The organism is Rhodococcus sp. ACS1 (assembly GCF_002300155.1).
In the GTDB taxonomy this organism is placed as follows: domain Bacteria; phylum Actinomycetota; class Actinomycetes; order Mycobacteriales; family Mycobacteriaceae; genus Rhodococcus_F; species Rhodococcus_F koreensis.
Genome location: NZ_NSDZ01000011.1, coordinates 633,000 through 654,991 on the forward strand (window position 1 = coordinate 633,000; position 21,992 = coordinate 654,991).

The 21,992-nt window shown below is 68.4% G+C and carries 21 protein-coding genes; 12 read left to right on the forward strand and 9 right to left on the reverse strand.

Features of this window, described 5'->3' with window-relative positions:
* Positions 1-51 precede the first annotated feature (51 nt).
* Together CJ179_RS44415 and CJ179_RS44420 are read right to left on the reverse strand one after the other, a co-directional pair.
* Positions 52-948, reverse strand: coding sequence for a carbon-nitrogen hydrolase family protein (locus tag CJ179_RS44415; RefSeq protein ID WP_072949521.1), 897 nt, complete (start codon positions 946-948; stop codon positions 52-54).
* 3 nt (positions 949-951) lie between these two features.
* Entirely contained in the window at positions 952-2,457 is a 1,506-nt protein-coding gene (locus CJ179_RS44420; protein ID WP_095865652.1) for an APC family permease, read from the reverse strand.
* 127 nt (positions 2,458-2,584) lie between these two features.
* Between CJ179_RS44420 and CJ179_RS44425 the strand changes: the two genes are divergently transcribed.
* Positions 2,585-3,178, forward strand: coding sequence for a TetR/AcrR family transcriptional regulator (locus tag CJ179_RS44425; protein ID WP_095865653.1), 594 nt, complete (start codon positions 2,585-2,587; stop codon positions 3,176-3,178).
* A 111-nt stretch (positions 3,179-3,289) separates the two neighbouring features.
* Here CJ179_RS44425 and CJ179_RS44430 read toward each other — a convergent pair whose 3' ends face one another.
* Entirely contained in the window at positions 3,290-4,432 is a 1,143-nt protein-coding gene (locus tag CJ179_RS44430; protein ID WP_095865654.1) for an RNA-guided endonuclease TnpB family protein, read from the reverse strand.
* Positions 4,433-4,580: 148 nt separating this feature from the next.
* On the opposite strand from CJ179_RS44430, the gene CJ179_RS44435 reads away from it, so the two are divergent.
* Positions 4,581-4,844 (forward strand): hypothetical protein, encoded by a 264-nt coding sequence (locus tag CJ179_RS44435; RefSeq protein WP_241031430.1) that lies wholly within the window; start codon positions 4,581-4,583, stop codon positions 4,842-4,844.
* Between the two features lie 15 nt (positions 4,845-4,859).
* Here CJ179_RS44435 and CJ179_RS44440 read toward each other — a convergent pair whose 3' ends face one another.
* Positions 4,860-5,246: a hypothetical protein gene (locus CJ179_RS44440; RefSeq protein ID WP_072949510.1), complete on the reverse strand. Its 387-nt coding sequence runs from the start codon at positions 5,244-5,246 to the stop codon at positions 4,860-4,862.
* 312 nt (positions 5,247-5,558) lie between these two features.
* A complete protein-coding gene (locus CJ179_RS44445; protein WP_095865655.1) occupies positions 5,559-6,536 on the reverse strand; it encodes an Lrp/AsnC family transcriptional regulator in 978 nt (325 codons plus the stop codon).
* Between the two features lie 113 nt (positions 6,537-6,649).
* Here CJ179_RS44445 and CJ179_RS44450 point away from each other — a divergent pair, with 113 nt between their 5' ends.
* Together CJ179_RS44450 and CJ179_RS44455 are read left to right on the forward strand one after the other, a co-directional pair.
* Positions 6,650-8,080: an amidase gene (locus CJ179_RS44450; protein ID WP_072949506.1), complete on the forward strand. Its 1,431-nt coding sequence runs from the start codon at positions 6,650-6,652 to the stop codon at positions 8,078-8,080.
* Positions 8,077-9,531 carry a short-chain fatty acid transporter gene (locus tag CJ179_RS44455; protein ID WP_095865656.1) on the forward strand — a complete coding sequence of 485 codons (1,455 nt, stop codon included), beginning with the start codon at positions 8,077-8,079 and terminating at the stop codon, positions 9,529-9,531. Before CJ179_RS44450 ends, CJ179_RS44455 begins: the two co-directional genes overlap by 4 nt.
* Positions 9,532-9,537: 6 nt before the next feature.
* On the opposite strand, the gene CJ179_RS44460 is transcribed toward CJ179_RS44455, so the two are convergent.
* From CJ179_RS44460 to CJ179_RS44475, 4 genes are all read right to left on the reverse strand, one after another.
* Positions 9,538-9,993 (reverse strand): hypothetical protein, encoded by a 456-nt coding sequence (locus CJ179_RS44460; protein ID WP_095865657.1) that lies wholly within the window; start codon positions 9,991-9,993, stop codon positions 9,538-9,540.
* A gap of 62 nt (positions 9,994-10,055) precedes the next feature.
* Positions 10,056-10,952 carry a hypothetical protein gene (locus CJ179_RS44465; protein WP_095865658.1) on the reverse strand — a complete coding sequence of 299 codons (897 nt, stop codon included), beginning with the start codon at positions 10,950-10,952 and terminating at the stop codon, positions 10,056-10,058.
* A gap of 85 nt (positions 10,953-11,037) precedes the next feature.
* Positions 11,038-11,433, reverse strand: a complete 396-nt coding sequence (locus CJ179_RS44470) for a universal stress protein (protein ID WP_072949500.1) — start codon at positions 11,431-11,433, stop codon at positions 11,038-11,040.
* Positions 11,430-12,434 carry a 2-hydroxyacid dehydrogenase gene (locus CJ179_RS44475; RefSeq protein ID WP_095865659.1) on the reverse strand — a complete coding sequence of 335 codons (1,005 nt, stop codon included), beginning with the start codon at positions 12,432-12,434 and terminating at the stop codon, positions 11,430-11,432. Before CJ179_RS44475 ends, CJ179_RS44470 begins: the two co-directional genes overlap by 4 nt.
* A gap of 354 nt (positions 12,435-12,788) precedes the next feature.
* Between CJ179_RS44475 and CJ179_RS44480 the strand changes: the two genes are divergently transcribed.
* The 8 genes from CJ179_RS44480 (at position 12,789) to CJ179_RS44515 (ending at position 21,562) form a co-directional block, all read left to right on the forward strand.
* Positions 12,789-14,372 carry an ABC transporter substrate-binding protein gene (locus CJ179_RS44480; RefSeq protein ID WP_095865660.1) on the forward strand — a complete coding sequence of 528 codons (1,584 nt, stop codon included), beginning with the start codon at positions 12,789-12,791 and terminating at the stop codon, positions 14,370-14,372.
* A 66-nt stretch (positions 14,373-14,438) separates the two neighbouring features.
* Positions 14,439-15,365, forward strand: a complete 927-nt coding sequence (locus tag CJ179_RS44485) for an ABC transporter permease (protein WP_072949493.1) — start codon at positions 14,439-14,441, stop codon at positions 15,363-15,365.
* Positions 15,366-15,377: 12 nt separating this feature from the next.
* A complete protein-coding gene (locus CJ179_RS44490) occupies positions 15,378-16,391 on the forward strand; it encodes an ABC transporter permease (protein WP_095865661.1) in 1,014 nt (337 codons plus the stop codon).
* Positions 16,388-17,404, forward strand: coding sequence for an ABC transporter ATP-binding protein (locus CJ179_RS44495; protein WP_072949489.1), 1,017 nt, complete (start codon positions 16,388-16,390; stop codon positions 17,402-17,404). The genes CJ179_RS44490 and CJ179_RS44495 overlap by 4 nt, the downstream gene beginning before the upstream one ends.
* Position 17,405: 1 nt before the next feature.
* Positions 17,406-18,416: an ABC transporter ATP-binding protein gene (locus tag CJ179_RS44500; protein ID WP_095865662.1), complete on the forward strand. Its 1,011-nt coding sequence runs from the start codon at positions 17,406-17,408 to the stop codon at positions 18,414-18,416.
* Positions 18,413-19,129 carry a sulfite exporter TauE/SafE family protein gene (locus CJ179_RS44505; RefSeq protein WP_095865663.1) on the forward strand — a complete coding sequence of 239 codons (717 nt, stop codon included), beginning with the start codon at positions 18,413-18,415 and terminating at the stop codon, positions 19,127-19,129. The genes CJ179_RS44500 and CJ179_RS44505 overlap by 4 nt, the downstream gene beginning before the upstream one ends.
* A 121-nt stretch (positions 19,130-19,250) precedes the next feature.
* Positions 19,251-20,588 carry a glucarate dehydratase gene (gene gudD, locus CJ179_RS44510; RefSeq protein WP_072949482.1) on the forward strand — a complete coding sequence of 446 codons (1,338 nt, stop codon included), beginning with the start codon at positions 19,251-19,253 and terminating at the stop codon, positions 20,586-20,588.
* Complete coding sequence (locus tag CJ179_RS44515) at positions 20,588-21,562, forward strand: 2-hydroxyacid dehydrogenase (protein ID WP_072949480.1); 975 nt, start codon at positions 20,588-20,590, stop codon at positions 21,560-21,562. The genes gudD and CJ179_RS44515 overlap by 1 nt, the downstream gene beginning before the upstream one ends.
* Positions 21,563-21,992: the final 430 nt, after the last annotated feature.

The following is a 21,992-nucleotide window of genomic DNA, read 5'->3' on the forward strand; positions in this document are numbered from 1 at the left end:
GGTCCCGGGAAAGGCGGGGCCTTTGGTCACCGCCCCTCCCGGGGAGACGTGTCAGCCGGTGGTGGCCGCCTGGATCGGCGCGGCGGCGTCGTGCCACGGCGGTGTCTGGATTCCGGCGCCCTCGTACATCGGGAGTCGAATGTCGCTGCCGTACCGGGCGATCTGGTGCCAGGGGCGGTTGAGACCGAACGTGCCGTAGGTGCGGACCCGGGTCACGGCGTCGAGGTCGAGGGTGTCGACGAGGATCTCCTCGCCCGAGCCTGCCTGCTGGCGGATGATGCCCTCGGGGTCGACCACCACGCTCGCACCGACGCCGGCCGGGTCGGCGCCGTTGACATTGACGACGTAGACCTGGTTGGTCCAGGCGTTGGCCCGCGAACAGACGAGTTCCATCTCGCGGTCGCGGGTGGTGGTGAGGGTGGGTTGGATGATCACTTCGGCACCGAGCCACGCGAGTTGGCGTGCGGTCTCGGGGAAGGAGCCGTCGTAGCAGATCGCCAGCCCGATCCGGCCGGTGCCGGGGATGTCGAAGACGACGAATTCGCTGCCGGGTGCGGTGTGCTCGTAGGGCTGCCAGGGGAAGACCTTGCGGTAGCGGGCCACGACCTCGCCGAGCGGCGACACGGCGACGGCGGTGTTGTAGATCCTGTTGTCGTCGCGTTCGTAGAGGCTTCCCGGCACCAGCCACAGGCCGGTCTCCTCGGCGAGCGCGCAGATCCGGTCGAGGTGGGGGCCGTCGAGCGGCAGGGCCACCCGGTCCATCCAGTCGGAGCGGGACTCGAGGAGGGGCGCCTCGGCGGCCAGCAGGAGTTCGGGGACCACGACGAGTTCGACGTGCGGGAAGGTGTCGCGCACGGCGCGGATCTGGTCGGCGAACCGCTGCCAGGTGGCGTCCACGTCGAACGCGATCGGGGCGGTCTGGATGGCGGCGATGGTCAGTGTGCGCATGGTTCAGTCCTCTGTGACGGTCAGTCGGGTGACGGCGGTGCGGCCGTCTCGGAAGAAGCGGCGGAAGCGGGTGCGGACGAGCACCATCGCGACGGCGCCGACGGCGATCGAACCGACACCGAGCAGGAATACCCCGCCGATGCCGTGGAACGAGGTCGCCCCGTAGTCGGGGGCGAGCATGTCGTGGGCGCTGCGCGCGAAGGCGCCGAGCATGATCGCCGCGCCCAGTGCGGGCAGGATGCCGCGGAGGAACAGGTCGCGCGGGGAGTCGTTCAGGCGGTGCCGGAAGTGCCAGACGCAGGCGAGACCGGTGACGCCGTAGTAGAACGCGATGAGCAGGCCGATCGACAGGATGGCGTCGCCGAGGAAGTTGCCCGAGACGATCGTGAGGGCGGTGAGCAGGACCGCGGCGGTCGCCCCGAAGAACACGGTGCCGAACGCGGGGGTGCGGTAGGTGGGGTGAATGCGGGTGAAGGCGCGGGGCAGTGCGCCGTGAGCGCCCATGGAAAGGGTGGCGCGTGAGCTCCCGATGACACAGGTGAGCAGCGCCGAGATCGCCGACACGCAGATGGCGAGTTCGACCACCTTCGACAGGCCCGCGCCGAGAACCGGTGGCCCGAGCGTGGCGAGTACGTCGCCCGCGTTGTCGGGATTGCCCAGGCCCAGCCCGTCGGTGCCGATGCCGGCGAAGCTGATCGCGGCGAATCCGGTGAAGAGATACGTGCCCAGTAGGACGAGCGTGGAGATCACCGCGGCCTGACCCGGGATGCGGTCGCTGTCGCGGGTTTCCTCGTTGACGGTGATCAGGGCGTCCCACCCCCAGTAGATGAACAGGCACAGCAGTACCGCCTCCGCGAAGGGGCCGAAGCCGCCGAACGCGAACGGGTTCAGCCAGGACAGGCTCGGTGCGGACGCGCCGGTGCGGGCGAACGCGGCCGCTCCGAAGCCGAACAGGGCGACCAGTTGCAGCCCCAGCAGCACGTATTGCACGGACGCGGCGAGTTGCAGACCGCGGTAGGCGATCGTGGTGACCGCGGCGACGAGCAGGACGGCCGTGACGATCACCGCGACATTGTTGGACGCCAGCGACTCCAGGCCGAGCAGCGTCAAGAGGTACCCGGCTCCGACCCGGGCGAGTGCCGTCATCGCGATGAGGGTCGCGATCTGCACCACCCAGCCGCCGGACAGCCATCCCGTGTGCGGGCCGAACGCGCGGGTGGTCCAGACGAACGTGGTGCCGCAGTCCGGCATCTCCCGGTTCAGCTCGCGAAAAGCGAACGCGGTCAGAAGGATCGGCACGAATCCGAGAAGCAGGGCGGCGGGTGCGAGGTTGCCGACGACCATCGTCACGAAACCGAGGGTGACGGCGATGCTGTACGCCGGCGCGACCGACGACAGGCCGAGCGCGACGGCGGCGAGCAGGCCGACGGAACCGCCCTGCAGGCCCTTCCCGGTGGGTGCCTGCGGTGGGTCGAGGCTTGTCTCGGCGTCGGTGGGGTTGGTCGGCACGGTGACTCCTGAGCTCGAATGGATTCTTTAAATAGAAATTTAAGAACAGTGTGATCTACCTGTCAACAGCTGGGCAGGTATTGTCTAAACTTTCGTATAAGAACTCGGTGAGAGTGGGGCGAAGGCAGTGGCGCGGAAGAAGGACCAGGGAGCACGCCGGGCCGAACTCGGCGAGGCCGTCCAGCGGGCGGTGCTCGCGCGCGGACTGGAGGGGGTGCGTCTGCGCGACATCGCGGAGCAGGCCGGGGTCACGCCCGCGGCGGTGCTCTACTACGGCGACCTCGATGCGCTGATCTACGAGACGTACCAGCGGGCCATCGAGCGCTTCAGTCAGGAGCGCGAGCGCGTCGCCGAACAGTTTCCCGACGCGCGTGACCGCCTCCGCGCCTGCATCGACCACGGCGTTGCCAGTGGGCCGGACGACGAACTGGTTCGGCTCCTGTTCGAGTGCTGGCCGCGATCGCTGCGCGACGCCAAGGCCGCGGCCCTGGACAGTTCCTTGACCGAGCGTCAAATTGACGTCTACTACGGCATTCTCGTCATCGGGCAGACGCAGGGACACTTCGCGCTCACCGACCCGCCGCGCATGCTCGCCGCCAATTTCGTCGCGATGGAGGACGGCTACCAGATGGAGGTGCTGGCCGGGCGGCGCAGCCGCGTCGAAGTGATCGCCAGCCTTCACTCCTACGCGCGCGCGGCGACGGGCCACGATCTGGGCTAGGCGGAGTACGGGATACTCGGAGTAACGGATAGGTTGGACGCCCGTCACCGCCCGGCGCCGAGTCTCGCGTCCCGAGGTTTCCTGTTTCACCGACAGTCGCCTCCCCGCACGTTATGTGCGGGGCGGTCTCACACCGTCTCCGCAGGCTGCCACCGTCAGTCCGACGGCCAAAATGTTCCTTGCCGCGTTCACATCCCGGTCATGGACGACGCCACATCGGCACGTCCACTCCCGCACGTTCAGCGGCATCGCCGAGACGATCACCCCGCACACCGAGCAGGTCTTCGACGACGGATAGAACCGGTCGACCGCCACCACCCGGCGCCCGTACCAGTCGGCCTTGTACTCGAGCATCGACCGGAACTCGGACCACCCCGCATCCGAGATCGCCCCAGACAACGACCGATTCTTGACCATGTTCCGCACACTCAGATCCTCGATGGCGATCACTTGGTTTTCGCGCACCAGTCGAGTGGAGAGTGTGTGCAGATAATCGTTGCGCCGATCGGCGATCCGGCCATGAATCTTCGCGACCTTCAGTCGGGCCTTGGCCCGGTTCCGGGATCCTTTCTGTTTCTTGGCGAGTGCCCGCTGCGCCTTCGCCAGCCGCGCACGGTCCGCGCGCTCGTGGCGCGGGTTGGTGATCTTCTCCCCCGTCGAGAGCGTGTACAGGCTGGTGATCCCGGCGTCGAGCCCGACCACCCGATCGGTCGACTCTAGTTCGGTGATGGTGTCTTCGACGAGGATCGAGATGTGGTACTGACCGCGGGCATTGCGCGACACCGTCACCTGCGACGGCACGGCCCCCTCCGGTAGTGGCCTCGACCACCGAATATCCAGGGGTTCGGCCTGCTTGGCCAACCGGACCTGCCCACCCCGGTAGGTGAAGCAGTTCGAATAGTAGGTCGCCGAATCCTTCGATTGGCCCTTCTTCTTGAATTGCGGGTAGCGGGTCTGCTTGCGCCAGAACTTCTCGAACGCACCCTGCAGTTGCCGCAGCGATTCCTGCAACGGCCCCTTCGACGGCTCCGCCAACCACGCGGTCTCGGCATCGCGTTTCCATCCGGTGAGCATCTTCGAGGTGTCCGCGTAGGTCACCTGCCGCTGCTCCTGCGACCAGGCACGCGTCCGCTCGGCCAACGCCCGGTTGTAGACATACCGGGTGCACCCGAACGTCCGAGCAAGCTGTTCCGCCTGCACTGCAGTCGGATAGAAGCGGTATTTGAACGCCCGCTTCACCACCTTCCCCGCCATGACCCAGACACTAGCCACACGGTCCGACAAACCAGATCGGCTATCCCGGACCTGAAGGACCGGGTTTGCGCCGAAAGACTCACGGATCAAGATCCTGCAGCACGTCTCGCGCGAGATCCGCGAGTGGGAACAGGCCGTCGCGACGGTCGTGCTCCGGATACGCCAGATCGGGGTACTGATCGACCGCCTGGGTCCCGCCCTCGACGACCTGTCCGAACTACTCGACGCCGCGAAGCAGATCGCGGAGACCGCGGAAGGGCTCGCCGTCAGCGCGAAGGGAATCGATCAGAGCGCCGAGATCATTGCCCGTGACGCGGAGAAGATCGCGTACGCCTTGCCCGCGGTCGAGCGGCTGGGACGGCTCGCGGACCGCCTGCCCGGGGGCGGGAGACGGTCCGCGGCCGGCCGGTGACGAACGCCGGTCGGGTTACTGCGCGCGGTCGAGCGTCCCCGGTGCGGTGGGGTGCTCGCCAGATTCTGCATCGAGGTCGTCGGCGACCCCAGCAATCGGCATCACGGCGAGGGCCTGGTCGAACGCGTCGGCGAGCCATTCCCCGGTCACCTCCACGAGCTGAGTGATCTCGGCGTCGGGTTGCCGCTGAAAGAACCGCACGACCCAGGGGCTCTGCGCGTCCGGATCGGAACTGAGATCCCCCGGCGCGTTGGTGGCGAGCAAATGGATGCTGCGCTCGAAATCGACCCGGACGGCGTATCCGGCGCCGGTGTTGACGACGGTGGCCGGACGATGCGCGGCGAGGGCCAGCGTCATCAGGGCATCGGAGTAACGAGCGGTGTGCTCCGCGGTGAGTGGCATGAACGATCACCTTTCAATTTCTGTGACCGTCGCCGTGGCACAGCAGGCTCGGAGGTTGGTCCGAAAATGCAATTCGCCGACAGATCACGAGAAGGTAGAAGTCAAGCTGTTCGTCGGGAGCTTGGGCTGCGAGAGCGTCGCTGTCGGCCACCTTCGAGGTGGGCGTCCTGGCACCGCGTGACAGTTGGGTACGCCCGATGGGAGCACGGACACGCCGGGCGCCCGTGAACTCGGTAGCTGTGTACTCAACTACGGGTAACCGTACGGGGCCTGACCCGGATACGCGACACGGGGTGGTCCGCAGGTGGTCTTCTACCCGAGGTCGCCGGCCAGCACGCGGCTCTGCTTGAGGGTTTCCAGGATCAGCGAGCTTTCCAGCCGGTCGACGTGCTCGAGCCACTCGGCCTCGAGCATCAACTCGCGCAGGGCTTCCTTCGACGGCAGCCGGAAGTCCGCGACGATCTGGTAATCACCCATGATGATCGCCGCGTACCGGAGAAACGGCTGACCGGCGAGCGCCTCGGCGACCGCCGACACCCGCGACGGCCGGGCCCGGATCCACAGCAGCGCGGCGACGGGTAGGCCGATCAGCGCCGGGTCGAACACCGCGCGGAACGTGAGCAGCCCGGACTGCCGCATCTTGTCGAGGCGTCGTTTGACGGTCTGTTCGGAGATGCCCACGAGCCGGGACAATTCCTCGAAACTCGCCCGGCCGTTCTCGACGACCAACCGCACCAGTGCCTTGTCCTCCCGGTCGAGGACGACCGGGTCGGTGAATTGCGGCCAGCGGGTTTTCGGGATCCGGCGGATCTCGGCGGTCTGTGTTTCGGTCAGGATTCCCGGTTCCCAGTCGTGAAGCGTACGTATGTATTCGAGCACCGGCGAGATGTCCATCTGCAGAAAACCGGACGGCGCCGCCATTTCCTGCAGGAACAGGCGGGACTGCCGGCGGCGCGGAGCCCAGATGTCGGCGTAGCAGTGCTGCGGCCCGGACAGGACGTAGACCGTCACGCTCTCCGGTCGGTGCGCGAGCGCGACGGCCGCCGTCAACGTGCTGTCCGGCCGGCACCGGCCGTGGACGATGAACGGATCGGAGTCGGCGGTGCGGTGCGGGTCCGCCATCCCGCGAACCTCCACCATCCCCGTCTCCAGCAGCCGCGAACCCCGGCGTGCCACCGTGCGCTCGGCCTCGCCGAGGGCGGCCGCGATCGTCGACCACGTCGCGCGGCCGTCGACGATCAGCGCGGCGATGATCTTGCGGTCCAGGGGATCGGCTGTGTGTTCCGGCATGATCGGCCAATCGTACGGCTGAATCCTCCATATTGCTGGTTTTCATTGCTTGAATCCGACTCCAGGGTGACGCTTGGGGCCGAAACTGACGTTCGTCCCATGAGGAGCCCTCAATGTCCGATCTGATCCAGAAACCCGCACGCGAGGTCGTCCGGCTGCTGCGCGAAGGGACCGAGACGCCGACGAGCGTGCTCGAAGCCCTCCGCAGGTACGTTGCCGACGCAGACCGGCAAGTCAACTCCCTCCCGATCCAGTTCTTCGATGCCGCCGCCGAACGCGCGGCGCGGTTGGAGGCCGAAGTTCCGGATCCGGCCGGGCGCGGCCTGCTGGCCGGACTACCGGTCGCGGTGAAGGACTACAACGACGTGGCGGGGCAGCGCACGACGCACGGCTCGCCCCTGTTCGCCGACCACGTCGCCACCCGGTCCGACGCGATGGTGAGCGTCCTCGAGAACAACGGCGGCATCCCGTACGCCAAGTCCAACGTGCCCGAGTTCGCCGGCGGTCACACGTACAACACGCTGTTCGGGCCCAGCCGTAACCCGTGGAACCTCGACCGTTCGGTGGGCGGTTCCTCCGGTGGTTCGGCGGCCGCGCTCGCCTCCGGCAGCGCCTGGCTGGCGACCGGCAACGACCTGGGCGGCAGCCTCCGCACCCCGTCCGGATACAACGCGACCGTCGGTCTGCGCCCGACTCCCGGGCGGATCCCGCGCCGCAGGCCCGCCATCCCGTTCGACCCGCTGTGGGTGGAGGGGCCGATGGCACGCGATGTCGGTGACGTCGCCCTCATGCTGGATGCGATGGTCGGGCACGACCTGCACGACCCGTTGACGAAACCGGAACAGCCGCGGTCGTTCCTGGAACGCCTGACGACCTTCGACCCGCCCGCCCGCGTCGGATTCAGCCCGGACCTCGGGTGCCTCCCGGTGGAGCCGGCGATGCGCCGCGTCTGCGGTGACGCGATGAAACATTTCGACGCACTGGGTGCCGACGTCGTGACGGACTGCCCGGACTTCACCGGCGCCTACGACGCCTTCCAGGCGCTGCGCAGCCATCTGGTGGCGGCCGTGCACGGCGGGCTTCTCGCCGAGCATCGCGGCGCGATCAAGCCCGACATCGTCTGGAACATCGAGCGTGGACTCACCCAGTCCACGGAGACGTTGCTGTCGGCGGAACGCGTTCGCGGACAACTGTTCCACGAGATCGCGGACTACTTCGAGACCCACGATCTGCTGGTGATCCCGTCGGCGCCGCTCGATCCCTTCCCTGTGGAGTGGACGTATCCCGAACGCATCGACGGCGTGGAATCGCGGACGTACATCGACTGGATCGCGATTACGTTCTGTGTGAGTCTCACCGGGTGCCCGGTCGTTGCGCTCCCGTGCGGATTCTCCGACGCCGGACTGCCGGTGGGACTGCAGCTGGTCGGTGCGCCGGGGCAGGAGGCGCGGCTGCTCGCGCACGCGCAGATGTTCGAGTCCTCGGTGGGCATCGCGGCGAGTCTTCCTATCGTGCCACGTCGGCCGAAGGTGGCGACATCATGAGCAGCACAGTCGAATCCGAGCTTCGCGACGAGGAACAGCAGGACGCCCGCGAGGGTTTCCTGGCCCGGGTCGCGCTGCGGTTCGCGGCGGTCATCGAGCGGTGGTTCCCGGACGCGTTCATCTTCGCGCTGCTCGCGGTGGCGTTGGTGGCCGGAGCCGCGCTGGCCATCGGGGCGTCGCCGGCGACGGTGGCGACGAACTTCTCGACCGGTTTCTGGGATCTGATCCCGTTCACGATGCAGATGGCGATGGTCGTGGTCACCGGCTACATCGTGGCGTCGTCGCCACCTGCCGAACGTCTCATCACGCGGCTCGCGGCGATACCGCGCACTGCCCGCGGCGGCGTCACGTTCATCGCGGTGGTGAGCCTCGTGACGTCGATGGTGAACTGGGGTTTCGGACTGGTCTTCGCCGGTCTACTGGCGCGGGCGATGGCGCGCCGCACCGAACTCGGCCTCGACTACCGGGCCGCGGGCGCGGCCGCCTATCTGGGAATCGGCGGAATCTGGGCGCTCGGGCTGAGCTCCTCGGCGGCGCAGCTGCAGGCGAATCCGAAGAGCCTCACCCCGGAGCTGCTCGCGATCACGGGTGTCATCCCGTTCCGGGACACGATCTTCCTGCGGCAGTCGCTGTTCCTCGCGGCGGTGATCTTCGTGGTCAGCATCGTGATCGCGTATCTGTCCGCACCGCACAAGGCGAACTCGGTCACCGCGGAGGATCTGGGGGTGGACGTCCACGACGTGCCGCCGCCGCTGCCGAAGCGGGAGCGTCCCGGCGACTGGCTCGAGTACAGCCCGGTGCTTCCCCTGATCGTCGGAGCACTCGTCTTCGGCTGGCTGCTCAGGGAATTCGCGTCGAACGATCCGATTCTCGTGATCTCCAACCTGAGCACGTACAACCTGCTGTTCCTGACGTTGGGCATGCTGCTGCACTGGCGTCCGCGGCGCTTCCTGCTCGCGGTGAAGAACGCGGTGCCCGCGTGCGCGAGCATCCTGGTGCAGTTCCCGTTCTACGCCGGGATCGCGGCCATCATGACCCGGGCGCAGGACGCCGACGGCAACACGGTGGCGCACTACATTTCCGAGGGCTTCGTCAGCGTCGCGTCGCACGGCACGTTCGGATTGGTCATCGGTATCTACTCGGCGGTGCTCGGATTGTTCATTCCGTCAGGCGGCGGCAAATGGATCATCGAGGCCCCGTACGTGATGCAGGCGTCCAACGACCTTCAGGCGCATCTCGGGTGGACGGTCCAGATCTACAACGCCGCGGAGGCGCTGCCCAATCTCGTCAACCCGTTCTGGATGCTGCCGCTCCTCGGCATCCTGGGCCTGCGCGCCCGGCACCTCGTCGGGTTCACCGCGGTGCAGCTCGTCTTTCACCTGCCCATCGTGCTCGGACTGTTGTGGTTCCTCGGCAATACGCTCACCTACGACCCGCCCGTGCAACCCTGAGCGGCACTACAGGTTGTGGTCGCGTTCGAGGAGGGCGTCGAGCCACAGCAATGCTTCGACGAGGGCCTGCACCCGGGCGAGTTCGGTGTCGGCGGGCACGGGCGGCGGGGAACCGGATCCCGCCCCGTGCCTGCCCTGCAGGTGACTCACGACGGCGCTGAACAGCCATTCGGCGGGTGCGGGCAGCTCGTCGTCCAGCTCGGGCGCGTCGTGCACGACGGGGACGACGCTGATGAAGCTGTCGACGGCGTCGGTGACACTGGCGGTCGGGTCCGCGACGAGGTCGGCGATGGTGGCGACCATCCACGTCACGACCGCGGTGAACGCCGCGCCGTCGCTCCCGGTGCCGCAGGTGATCCGCGAGATCTCGCGGGCGAGCGCGTGGAAGTCGCGGTCGCCGACCAAGGTCAGGAGGCGACCGCCCAGTTGTGCGCCGTCCGCGCGATCGGGCCCGTCGATCATGGCTGTCCCACGGCAGGTATTCGGCGCCGCCACGGCCCCGGATGGGGTCGGGCCGGCGAGATCTAACTACCGAACGGAATGCACAGAGAACCCGTGCACGCTGCGGTGGCTGCGACGGAAAACGGCTGGTCGAGTCCGGCGGCCAGAACGGTGGGGGTTCCCCCGGTGGCGGGCAGGGAGACCACGGAGCCGTTACTCGAGCCTGCATCGCCCGCGGCCGCGACGTACACCGTGCCCGCCGAGACCGTGAGACCGAACGGGCGGACGAGCCCGGTCGTCAGGACGGTCGGGGTGCCGCCGGTGGCCGGCAGGGAAACTACGGATCCGTCACCGGCGACCGCGACGTGGAGGGTGCCGCCGGAGACGTCGATTCCCGCCGGGAGATTCAGGCCGGCGGCCAGCACGGTGGGGGTGCCGCCGGTGACGGGCACGGCGATGACGGAACCGGTGCCGGGCGTCCCCGCACCGGCGACGGTGACGTAGAGGGTGCTCCCGGAGACGGCGACCCCGACCGGTTGCTGGAGGCCGGTGACGACCGGGCTGGGGGTGCCACCGCCTGCGGGCAGCGCGACGACGTTGCCGGAATCGAACTCGGTGACGTAGAGCGTCCCGCCGGACACCGCCACGTCGAACGCGTTACCCAGGCCGGTGGCGAGGGTGGTGGGGCTACCGCCCGCGGCGGGCACCGACACGACCGAGGCGCCGGCGGTGACGAACAGCGTGTCACCCGACACCGCTATCCCGCCCGGTCCGGCGATCCCGGTGGCCACGGCGCTCGGGGTGCCGCCGGTGGCGGGCAGGGACAGCACGGAACCGGTGCCGTTCTCGGTCACGTAGAGCGTGTTCGCGGCCGGCATCGCCGAAATGGCGGGTGCGGCGGCCACCGCGGTGGCGAGGATCAGCGCGCCGGTGATGACGGCCGCCCGACGGCCGAGTCGGGTGAACGGTGATCGGCGCATCGGCAGTCCTCTCGTGGCCCGTGCCCGGAAGAATACCGCCGCCGCAGCACGATCCACCGCGATTCGGGCACTTCGCCGGGGCGGCTCAGACCTCCGCGGCGACCGGCGGCTTGACCCCGACGACCGGGCACTGCGCCTCGAGGAGCACGCGCTGGGCGACGCTGCCCATGAGGAGTTTGCCGACCGGGGAGCGGCGGCGCATGCCGAGGACGAGGAGTTCGGCGGCGGAGTCGTAGGACGCGTCGATGAGGTTGTCGGCGTGGGAGCGGCCGGGTTCGTTCCGTGCGATGCGGTAGTCGACGGCGCCCGCGTCCGCTTCCTCCCTGGCGGAGTGCAGTTCGGCCTCGAATCCGGCTGCCGAGGCGCTGTCGCCGTCGGCGATCACCACGAGATCCGTTGCGCGCATGCGGGCTTCGATGAACCCGAAGGTCAGGGCGCCACGACCTTCGACGGTCGGGACGTAACTGAGAATGACGCTCATCGTGACCTCGGATCGAGAACGGGGGTGGTCAGGGTGCCCTGGGCGAGGTACTCGTCGAGGTTCTGCAGGGTCAGAGCCTCCATCGCGGCGCGGGTCTCGGTGGTTCCGCTCCCGACGTGGGGGAGGAGGACGACGGTGTCGAGCGCGAGGAGCGCCTCGGGAACGTGGGGCTCCCGGGTGAACACGTCCAGTCCGGCGCCGGCGAGTTTGCGTTCGGTGAGCAGTTCGACGAGCGCGTCCTCGTCGACGACGCTTCCGCGTGCCACGTTGATCAGATAGCCGCCTGGCCCGAGTGCTTCGAGAACCTCTCGGTCCACCAGCTTCTGGGTTCCCTTGCCGCCGGCCGCGGCGACGATCAGCACGTCGACCCCGGCGGCGAGGGCGGCGGCCGAGTCGACGTACGCGAACGGCGAACCGGGGACCTCCCGCCGATTGTGGTACGAGATCGTGCAGCCGAAGCCGGTGAGGCGGGCGGCGATGGCGGAGCCGATGCGGCCGAGGCCGACGATGCCGACCCGGGTGCCGCTGACCTTCCGGGTGAGGGGGTAGTTGCCCTCGGCGGGCCAGCGGCCCGCGCGCACGAAGCGGTCCGAGGCGGAGAATCCGCGGAGCGTGTCGATCAGCAGTCCGACGGCGGTGTCGGCGACGCAGTCGGTGAGGACGTCGGGGGTGTTGCTGACGCCGATTCCGAGTTCTTCGGCGCGCTCGACATCCGTTGTGTCGTAACCGACTCCGAAGTGCACGATGGCGCCGAGATTCGGCAGTTCCGTCATCAGGGCGGCGTCGACTCCGGTGCGTCCGGACGTCACGACGGCGGTGACGGTTTCGCCGTGCTCGGCGAGGAAGCTGCTCCGGTCTTCTCCGAGGGGGAGGGTGCGGGCGTCGTACTTCTCGGAGAGCGTTGCGGTGAGCGACGGCTTCAGCGGCCCGACCTGCAGAACCCGCCCTCCTGAAACGGTCTGTGCGGCAGCTTCTTTCACGGACGCCTCTGCGGTCACCATCGTGCCTCCTGACGAGTGGCGACGCGGCTGTCCGCGCCGCCGGTTACCCGTAAGTTAAGCGGCCCTCGGAATACCTGTCCAACACGTAAATAACATGGATCGATACTGAAACGGCATTGGTCGGCGGCGCGCTGACGTGCGCAGATGTCAAAACTTCGGGTATGCGCCGGTCAGGGGCCCGCCGGGGTGATCGCAGTCTCCCTGATATCGCGTCTGTGACGGCCCTCACGAGCCGTTTTGCGCCGTAACCCCCTGTTGACGCTCCCCGGGGCCGCTCATAGCGTTGTGGCTACCGTCACAGGCGGGCCCTCTTCACTCGCGTCGAGTACGCGACACATCCCTACGGAGGACACCATGAGCCCTGCACGTTCGCTGCAGCAGGGAACCCGTTACCGCGTCGTCGCCGTGGCCACCGCCGCTCTGACGGTGCCGGCTCTGGCCGCAGGTTGCTCGGTGGCCAATTCGAGCCACAGCGACGCCGCCAGCCCCGACACGTTGCGGATCGTGCTCCCGCAGGAGCCGCCCACGCTCGAGCCCTGCGACGCGTCACTCACCTCGACCGGAGTCGTCGTCCGCTCCAACATCACCGAGCCGCTGGTGGAACGCAACGCCGACACCGGCGACCTGGAGCCGAAGCTCGCCGACTCGTGGGAGCAGACGTCGGACACCGTCTGGACGTTCCGGATCCGTCCCGGTGTCACGTTCAGCGACGGCAGCGCGTTCGACGCCGAGGACGCCGCGTTCTCGATCGACCGCACCGTCAACTCGACCATCGGCTGCGACGTCGACGGGTACGTCTTCGGCGACGACGCGCTCGTGGTGAACGCGATCGACCCGTCGACCGTGACGGTCCAGACGCCCACCGCCGACCCGATCCTGCCGCTGCGGATCTCGTTCGTGGAGATGGTGCCGTCCACCACCGACGCCAAGGACAAGGTGCGCGACCCCATCGGCACCGGCCCCTACAAGATCGACTACTGGGATCACGGCCAGCGGCTGTCCCTGGTCCGCAACGACACGTACTGGGGCACGGCCCCCGAGTACGCGCGGGCGATCTACCAGTGGCGGACCGAGGGCAGCGTGCGGGCCGCGATGGTCGCCAACGACGAGGCCGAACTCGCCACGTACCTCGGTCCGGAGGACGGCGCCGGCGACCTCGGCGTCGCCTACCCCAACAACGAGACGACGGCGCTGCGGATGATGGCCACCGAACCGCCGCTCGACGACTACCGTGTCCGCGAGGCCATCGACCTCTCCGTCAACCGGGCGGGGATCGTCAAGGCGCTGTTCCAGGGACTCGGCGACCCGGCCGGGCAACTCGTCGGCAGCAGCATCGTCGGGTTCGACCCCGACCTGCAGCCCACCCCCTACGACCCCGACCGCGCCGCGCAACTGGTGGCGGAGGCCAAGGCCGACGGTGTCCCCGTCGACAACCAGATCCGCCTGATCGGGCGCACAGGCCAGTTCCCCAAGATCAACGAGACCATCGAGGTCATCCAGAACTCGCTGAGCAAGGCCGGCCTGAACGTGAAGATCGAGATGATGGACACGGCCGGGCAGATGCAGTACCAGATCCGGCCGTTCCCGCAGGGCACCGGACCGATTCTGCTGATGATCCAGCACGGCAACCAGGCGGGTGACGCGCAGTTCACCGTCGACCAGTACATGCGCAGCGACGGCTACCAGAGCTACTTCGGCTCGGCCGGATACGACGCGCAGATCGCCGCCGCCGAGCAACTCGTCGGCGACGCCCGCCAGGACGCGTTCGCGTCGGTCCTGGCGAACGAGCCGGAAGAGATCCGGCAGTTCGCGTACATCGCCCACATGAACGCGGTGCTCGCCAAGTCCCCGACCGTGCAGTACACGCCCAACTCCGCGACCGGCGACGAGATGCGCCTGAGCGAGATGACCCACGCGGACACATCCGCAAACGGCTAAACCCTCTTCCCAGCCCCCGGAGGAACTGTGATGTCCCAACCGAACCCGATCCGAAGGCGGTGAGTCATGTTCGCCTTCCTGCGCCGACGCGTCTACACCAGCCTCGTACCTCTCCTCGTCGTCCTCTTCGGTGTGTTCCTGCTCGCCCGCCTCACCGGCGACCCGACCAACCTCTACCTCCCGGTCTCCGCGACCCCCGATCAGCGCGCCGAGTTCGCGGCCGAGAACGGCCTCGACAAGCCGGTGCTGAGCCAGATGGCCGACTACCTGTCCGGGGTCGCCCACCTCGACTTCGGGGAGTCGCTGCGCACGGGTGAATCCGCCGCGACCATGGCGCTGCGGGCGTTCCCCGCCACGTTGCAGCTGGCGTTCTTCACGATGCTGCTCGCGATCATCGGTGCCGTCGTGATCGGCTGCTGGGCGGCGTACCGGCCGAACTCGCTGGCCGACCGGATCTCGAGCCTGCTGTCGATGACCGCGGCCAGCATCCCCGACTTCTGGTTCGCCATCACCGGCGTGTGGATCTTCGCGGTGGTGCTGGGAGTGCTGCCCACGTCGGGCACCGGAAGCGCGCTGTCGTGGATCCTGCCGATCGCGACCCTACTGATCCGCCCGCTGGGCGTGCTCACCCAGGTGGTGCGCGGCGCGATGGTGTCGGCGCTGTCCGCACCATACGTACGTCTTGCCCGCAGCAAGGGCGCCGGCGACCTGCGCGTCGTCACCCATCACGCGCTCCGCAACGCCGCTGCCCCGGCGCTGACGGTGGCCGGCGACCTCACCGTCGGCCTGGTCAACGGCGCCGTCGTCGTCGAGGCGATCTTCGGGTGGCCCGGCATCGGCAAGCTGATGATCGACGCGATCCTGCAGCGAGACTTCGCGGTCCTGCAGGCGGCGGTGCTCCTGACCGCGGTCAGCATCTTCGTCCTCAACATCCTGATCGACGCGGGCTACGCACTTCTCGACGCGCGTGTCCGCGAGAAGACCAAGGTCTAGGAGGCCGCCGACATGTCCATAGACAACGCTCCCCGCCTCGACGGAGCCGGCGACGTCCACCAGGGCCCCGACGAGACGCCCCCGGCCCCGGCCGATCCCGCGCCCAAGCCCGCACGGAACAAGACGCCGTTGTGGAAACTGCTTCTTCGGGACCGGGTGGCCACGGTCGCGGCGGCGATCCTGGTGTTCGTGTTCCTCGTCGCCGTCTTCGGCCCGTGGCTGGTCGGCGACGCCGCAACCGATCAGAACCTGGACCAGTCCAACCTCGCACCGTTCCACGTGGCGAACGGGTGGATGAACATCCTCGGCACCGACCCGCTCGGGCGCAGCATGCTCGCCCGGTTGATCGTCGCGTGCCGCACCACCCTCCTGGTGGCGCTGCCCGCGGTCGCGCTGTCCTGCATCGTCGGTTCGCTCATCGGCATGTGGGCCGGTTACCACCGCGGCTGGCGGGAGACGACGGCGATGCGCGTCGCCGACGTCATCATGAGCTTCCCGTCGCTGCTGATGGCCGTCGTCGTCCTGTACGTGTTCTCGCCCAGCGCGGCGAACATCGTCCTGGTGCTGGCGATCACCCGCATCCCGATCTACCTCCGCACCGCCCGCGCGGAGTCGGCGGAACTGCAGAGCCGGTTGTTCGTGGACGCCGCACGGACGTTCGGCGCCCGCAGCGGGGCCGTCATCCGCAGGCACGTGTTCCCCATCCTGCTGCCGACTCTGCTCACCGTCGCCACCCTGGACTTCTGCTACGTGATGCTCGCCGAGTCGTCGCTGAGCTTCCTCGGCATCGGCATCCAGCCGCCCGACATCAGCTGGGGCCTGATGGTGTCTCAGGGCCGGACGTACCTGCAGACGGCGTGGTGGCTGTCCTTCTTCCCCGGACTCGCCATCGTCATCACCACCGTGTCGGCGACCGTGCTCGCCGCGTGGGCCCGGATCGCCACCGACCCCGCCCAGCGCTGGCGCCTGACCGTCCCGCGGTCGCGTCGCTCCCGGCTGTTCCCCACCCGAAAGGTCGTCTCATGAGTGCACCTGCACCGGCTGTCGAATCACCCGACTTCGCAGACACCGACCGCGTCGCACTCGAGGTCGCGGATCTCACCGTCGACCTGCGCACCCCCTCGGGCACGGTTCGGGCCGTCGACCACGTGTCGTTCACCGCGCGACGCGGGGAGACCCTCGCGTTGCTCGGTGAGTCGGGGTGCGGCAAGTCGATGACCGCGCAGGCGCTCGTCGGCCTGCTCGAGCCGATCGCCGACGTCACCGACGGCTCGGTCCGCCTCGGCGACGTCGACCTGGTGACGGCGAAGGCGAAGACCCGCCGCGCCCTCGCTGCGACCGAACTCGCCATCGTGTTCCAGGACGCGCTGACCGCGCTCAACCCCGTCTACACCGTCGGCAAGCAGTTGGCCGAACCGTTCCGGATCCACCGCGGGCTGTCCGCGAAAGAGGCGAGGCGCGAAGCGATCTCGCTGATGCAGAGGGTCGGGATTCCCGAGCCGGAATCGCGCATCGACTCCTACCCGCACCAGTTCTCCGGCGGCATGCGGCAGCGCCTGCTGATCGCGATGGCCGTCGCGCTGAGCCCGACGGTCCTGCTCGCCGACGAGCCGACCACCGCACTCGACGTCACCGTGCAGGCGCAGATCATGTCGCTGCTGCGGGATCTGCGCACCGAGCACGACATGGCCGTCATCCTCATCACGCACGACCTCGCGCTGGTGGCGGAGGAGGCCGATCGCGTCGCGATCATGTACGCGGGCAACGTCGTCGAGACCGGACCGGTCGCCGAGGTCTTCTCCTCGCCACAGCACCCGTATACGAAGGGCCTGCTCGATTCGGTCCCCGTGCACGCGGTCCGCGGCGAGGACCTGAAGTCGATCGGCGGCACCCCGCCCGACCTGCACTCCATTCCGTCCGGCTGCGTCTACCAGGCGCGCTGCCCGCTCGCCCGCGACCTGTGCCGCACCACCCGCCCGCCGCTCGCCGGCGTCGCGGCCGGCCGCCGCTCGGCGTGCCATTTTCCCGAGGAGGTCTGACATGTCCGAGTCGATTCTGAAGGTGCGGGGCCTCACCAAGACGTTCAAGGTGCCTGCCAACGCGGCGGGCAAGAACCAGTTGCGTGCGCTCGACGGCATCGACCTCGACCTCGCCCGCGGCGAAACGCTCGGGCTCGTCGGCGAATCGGGCTGTGGCAAGTCCACCCTCGCCCGGACGCTGATGATGCTCGAGCGTCCCGACTCCGGTTCGGTGACGTGGGACGGCGTCGACCCGTTCTCGCTCAAGGGCAAGGATCTGCTGGCGCTGCGCCGCCGGGTGCAGATGGTGTTCCAGGACCCTTATGCGTCGCTGAACTCCCGGATGTCGGCGGCGGACATCATCGCCGAGCCGTGGCGCACCCACAAGACGATGTACAAGACCAGCCGCGACCGGGCGGCGCGGGTGCGCGAACTGCTGCACCTCGTGGGGCTGCGGCCGAGCGACGAGCACCGCTACCCGCAGGAGTTTTCCGGCGGTCAGCGTCAGCGTCTCGGGATCGCCCGGGCCCTGGCGCTGAACCCGAGCGTCGTCATCTGCGACGAACCCGTGTCGGCTCTCGACCTGTCGGTGCAGGCTCAGGTGCTCAATCTGCTGAACGACCTGCAGAAACAGCTCGGCATCTCGTACGTGTTCATTTCGCACGACCTGTCCGTGGTCCGGCACGTCGCCGACCGCGTCGCCGTGATGTACCTCGGCCGGATCGTGGAGACGGGTGCGACGGACGCCGTCTTCGACCGCCCCGCCCACCCGTATACCGAGGCGCTGATGTCGGCGGCACCGAAGCTGGACGCCGGATCCCGCGGCAAGCGGATCATCCTCGAGGGTGAGGTTCCGTCGCCGCTGAACCCGCCGTCGGGCTGCCGGTTCCGCACCCGCTGCGCGCACGCCACCGACATCTGCGCGAGCACGGTGCCGCCCGCCGCCGTCGACGCGAGCGAAAGCGGCCACGTCGCCGAATGCCACCATCCTCGCCGTTCGGTCGCGCTCGGCGTGCCGGTCGCGGTCGGGTGAGCGGGGCCGAGTTCGCGGTCATCGCGCTCGCCGTCTTTCTCGCCTCGTGCATGCAGGCGTCGATCGGATTCGGGATGGGCATGCTCGCGGCACCGGTCGTGGCGCTCGTCGATCCGAGCCTGCTGCCCGGGACGCTGATCATGACGGCGACGGTCGTGACGGTGATGGTGGTGTGGCGGGAACGGGAGGCCCTGGACCTGACCGGCACGGGGTGGGCTCTGGCCGGCCGGGTGCCGGGCACCGTCGCGGGCGCGGTACTGCTGGTGGTGCTGCCGGAACGGGGGTTGTCGCTGCTGCTCGCGGGCGTGGTGCTGTCCGGGGTCGTCTTCGCGACCCTGGGCTGGGCGCCGCAGCCGCGACGCCGGAACCTCGCCGTCGCCGGGGCCGCGTCGGGTCTCCTCGGCACGGCCACGTCGATCGGCGGACCGCCGATGGCGCTGGTGATGCAGGGGTCGAAGGGGGCGCAGCTGCGCGGCAACATGAGCGCGTTCTTCCTGGTGGGCTCCACGCTGTCGGTCGCCGTTCTCGCCGCGACGGGTTCGGTGCATCGCGAGTCGGCGGTGATGTTCGCGTTGCTCGCCCCGGTGACGGTGCTCGGATACGTGGCGTCGCGGTTCGTGAACCGCCACCTGGACGCGTCTCGCCTGCGCCGGACGTCGATCGCGGTGTCCTGTGTGGGCGCGTTGATGCTGATCGGACAGCAGCTTCTCTGATGCAGTGTCTGCATCGTTCGATGCTCAACAAGTCTTGGACATGTATCGATCGGGCCACTTAGAGTTTTCGTTGTGAGGCGCCTCACGGGCGGCGCTGCGCTGTGAAGGAAGGTTTCGGAAGATGAGTACAACGAGCACCCCGGTCGTCACCGACATGCGAGTGGTCCCGATCGCGGGACACGACAGCATGCTCCTGAACCTGTCCGGCGCGCATGCCCCGTACTTCACCCGGAACCTGGTGATCCTCACCGATTCCGACGGCAACACCGGTGTCGGCGAGGTCCCCGGCGGTGAGCCGATCCGGCGTACCCTCGAGGACGCCCGCGCCATCGTGACCGGGCGCAGCATCGGCGAGTACAACGGCGTGCTCGCCGACCTGCGGCGCACGTTCGCCGACCGCGATTCCGCAGGCCGCGGCAACCAGACGTTCGACCTCCGCGTCGCGATCCACGCCGTCACCGCCGTCGAGTCGGCGCTCCTCGACGTTCTCGGGCAGCACCTCGGTGTCCCCGTCGCGGCCCTGCTCGGCGACGGTCAGCAGCGCGAGAAGGTGCAGGCGCTCGGCTACCTCTTCTTCGTCGGTGACCGCAACAAGACCGACCTGGACTATCAGTCGGGTGCGGGCGAGTCCGACGACTGGCTGCGCCTGCGGCACGAGGAGGCGCTGACACCGGACGCCGTCGTGCGACTCGCGGAGGCCGCGCAGGCGCGGTACGGGTTCGCCGACTTCAAGCTCAAGGGTGGCGTCCTCGCGCCCCGCGAGGAGGCGGCGGCTGTCACGGCGCTGGCCGAACGGTTCCCCGACGCCCGGGTCACCCTCGACCCCAACGGCGGGTGGCTGCTGTCGGAGGCCATCGAGACCTGCCGCGGGCTGAAGGACGTGCTCGCGTACGCCGAGGATCCGGTCGGCCCCGAGGGCGGCTTCTCCGGCCGCGAGGTGATGAGCGAGTTCAAGCGCGCCACCGGACTGCCGACCGCCACCAACATGATCGCCACCGACTGGCGCGAGATGGGGCACACCATTCGCTCCGGCGCCGTCGACATCCCCCTCGCCGACCCGCACTTCTGGACGATGGCCGGATCGGTCCGCGTCGCCCAGCTCTGCGATGCGTGGGGCCTCACCTGGGGATCGCATTCCAATAACCACTTCGACGTGTCGCTCGCCATGTTCACCCACGTGGCCGCCGCGGCCCCGGGCGACATCACCGCCATCGACACCCACTGGATCTGGCAGGACGGTCAGCGGATCACCCGAGACCCGTATGAGATCGAGGGCGGCTACCTGACGGTGCCGTCGACGCCGGGCCTCGGGGTGGAGCTCGACATGGACCGGGTCGAGGCCGCGCACGAGCTGTACCTCCAGAAGGGTCTCGGTGCGCGCGACGACTCGGTCGGCATGCAGTTCCTGGTGCCCGGCTGGTCGTTCGACAGCAAGCGCCCGGCGCTGGTCCGCGCCTGATGAAGATCGTCGTCGGCGACCGGAATCTGCTGCCGCATCGCGAACTGTTCGAGTCGGGGCTGCCGTCCGGCGCCGTGGTGTCGTGGCATCGGACGTTCGACGAGTCGGCGATCGTCCCCGACCTCGCCGACGCCGACGTGTACGTGGGCGGCCGGTTCACCGCCGCGATGGCGGCCGCGGCGCCGAAGCTGCGCCTGCTGCACGTCGCCGGCGCGGGCACCGACAACGTGGCCTTCGACGCCCTTCCCCCCGACACCCTGGTCGCCAACACGTTCCACCACGAGGACTCGATCGCGGAGTACATCGTGTCGTCGGCGCTGATGCTGCGCCGCGGATTCCTCCGACACGATCGCGCCCTCCGCGGCGACGTGTGGGCGACGTCGGTCTACGACGACGCGATCGCGCAGTCCCGGTCCATGCGTGGTGCGCGGATCGGATTCGTCGGCTTCGGTCACATCGGCGGGAGGTCGTGGAGCCTGCTCCGCAAGTTCGGTGCAGAGGGTTGCGCGGTCACCGGCCGGGGAAATCTCGACGCCGACGCGGAAGGCCTCCAATGGGCGGGCGACAACACCTCGCTGCTCCGGCTCATGACCGAGTCCGACGTCGTCGTGGTGTCCGCGCCGCTGGGCGATCACACCCGCGGCATGATCGGCGGGCCGGAACTCGAGGCTCTCGGCCCTGACGGAGTTCTGATCAACGTCGGGCGCGGACCCCTCGTTCAGGAACAGCCGCTGTACGACGCACTGGCGTCGCATCGGATCGCGGGCGCGGCCATCGACGTCTGGTACTCCTATCCCGATGCCGGCGGTCACGGTGCGCCGAGCGCACTGCCGTTCCGCGACCTGCCAAACGTCCTGATGACCCCGCACTCGTCCGGCGTCACCGACCACACGTTCCTCGGCCGCGTCCGCGACATCACCGACAACATCCGCCGGCTGGACACGGGGCGGACGGTCCTGCGCACCTGTCGCTGAGGACCGCCGCAGTCTTGCGACCTTCTATATAGGAGTTCCTATATAGAAGGAGTCGGTGCCGGCGACAGTGGCAGATCCTGAAGATCGGCGGCCGGAATCGCTGCGACCAGGCGATTTGGAAAACGGCGCACGGTTCGCGTAACTTATTCCAAGTCAGAGCGACACGGACACCGACCTTCACCGCAAGGTGAATGCAACGAGGTTGTACGAAGTGCCTGGCAAATCCGAAGTTCACCATCGTGTATGGTTGTGCTTCAACCCCGGAATGTCTTCAGTGGGTGCCGGTTTGCGCCGGTCAGCCCGATGAGATAAGCTGGAAAAGTTGCCCCGGAGCGGCTGGCGAGTGAGTCAGAAGTGATGGTGTGCGCGTGTTCTTTGAGAACTCAACAGTGTGTCGATGAATGTCAGTGCCAAATGTTTTTGGTACTCC

Excerpts from the sequence above, each read along its gene's own strand:
- CJ179_RS44415 (WP_072949521.1), bottom strand. The coding sequence starts at position 948 with ATGCGCACACTGACCATCGCCGCCATCCAGACCGCCCCGATCGCGTTC.
- CJ179_RS44430 (WP_095865654.1), bottom strand. The coding sequence starts at position 4,432 with ATGGCGGGGAAGGTGGTGAAGCGGGCGTTCAAATACCGCTTCTATCCG.
- CJ179_RS44440 (WP_072949510.1), bottom strand. The coding sequence starts at position 5,246 with ATGCCACTCACCGCGGAGCACACCGCTCGTTACTCCGATGCCCTGATG.
- CJ179_RS44445 (WP_095865655.1), bottom strand. The coding sequence starts at position 6,536 with ATGCCGGAACACACAGCCGATCCCCTGGACCGCAAGATCATCGCCGCG.
- CJ179_RS44450 (WP_072949506.1), top strand. The coding sequence starts at position 6,650 with ATGTCCGATCTGATCCAGAAACCCGCACGCGAGGTCGTCCGGCTGCTG.
- CJ179_RS44455 (WP_095865656.1), top strand. The coding sequence starts at position 8,077 with ATGAGCAGCACAGTCGAATCCGAGCTTCGCGACGAGGAACAGCAGGAC.
- CJ179_RS44460 (WP_095865657.1), bottom strand. The coding sequence starts at position 9,993 with ATGATCGACGGGCCCGATCGCGCGGACGGCGCACAACTGGGCGGTCGC.
- CJ179_RS44465 (WP_095865658.1), bottom strand. The coding sequence starts at position 10,952 with ATGCGCCGATCACCGTTCACCCGACTCGGCCGTCGGGCGGCCGTCATC.
- CJ179_RS44470 (WP_072949500.1), bottom strand. The coding sequence starts at position 11,433 with ATGAGCGTCATTCTCAGTTACGTCCCGACCGTCGAAGGTCGTGGCGCC.
- CJ179_RS44475 (WP_095865659.1), bottom strand. The coding sequence starts at position 12,434 with ATGGTGACCGCAGAGGCGTCCGTGAAAGAAGCTGCCGCACAGACCGTT.
- CJ179_RS44480 (WP_095865660.1), top strand. The coding sequence starts at position 12,789 with ATGAGCCCTGCACGTTCGCTGCAGCAGGGAACCCGTTACCGCGTCGTC.
- CJ179_RS44485 (WP_072949493.1), top strand. The coding sequence starts at position 14,439 with ATGTTCGCCTTCCTGCGCCGACGCGTCTACACCAGCCTCGTACCTCTC.
- CJ179_RS44490 (WP_095865661.1), top strand. The coding sequence starts at position 15,378 with ATGTCCATAGACAACGCTCCCCGCCTCGACGGAGCCGGCGACGTCCAC.
- CJ179_RS44495 (WP_072949489.1), top strand. The coding sequence starts at position 16,388 with ATGAGTGCACCTGCACCGGCTGTCGAATCACCCGACTTCGCAGACACC.
- CJ179_RS44500 (WP_095865662.1), top strand. The coding sequence starts at position 17,406 with ATGTCCGAGTCGATTCTGAAGGTGCGGGGCCTCACCAAGACGTTCAAG.
- gudD (WP_072949482.1), top strand. The coding sequence starts at position 19,251 with ATGAGTACAACGAGCACCCCGGTCGTCACCGACATGCGAGTGGTCCCG.
- CJ179_RS44515 (WP_072949480.1), top strand. The coding sequence starts at position 20,588 with ATGAAGATCGTCGTCGGCGACCGGAATCTGCTGCCGCATCGCGAACTG.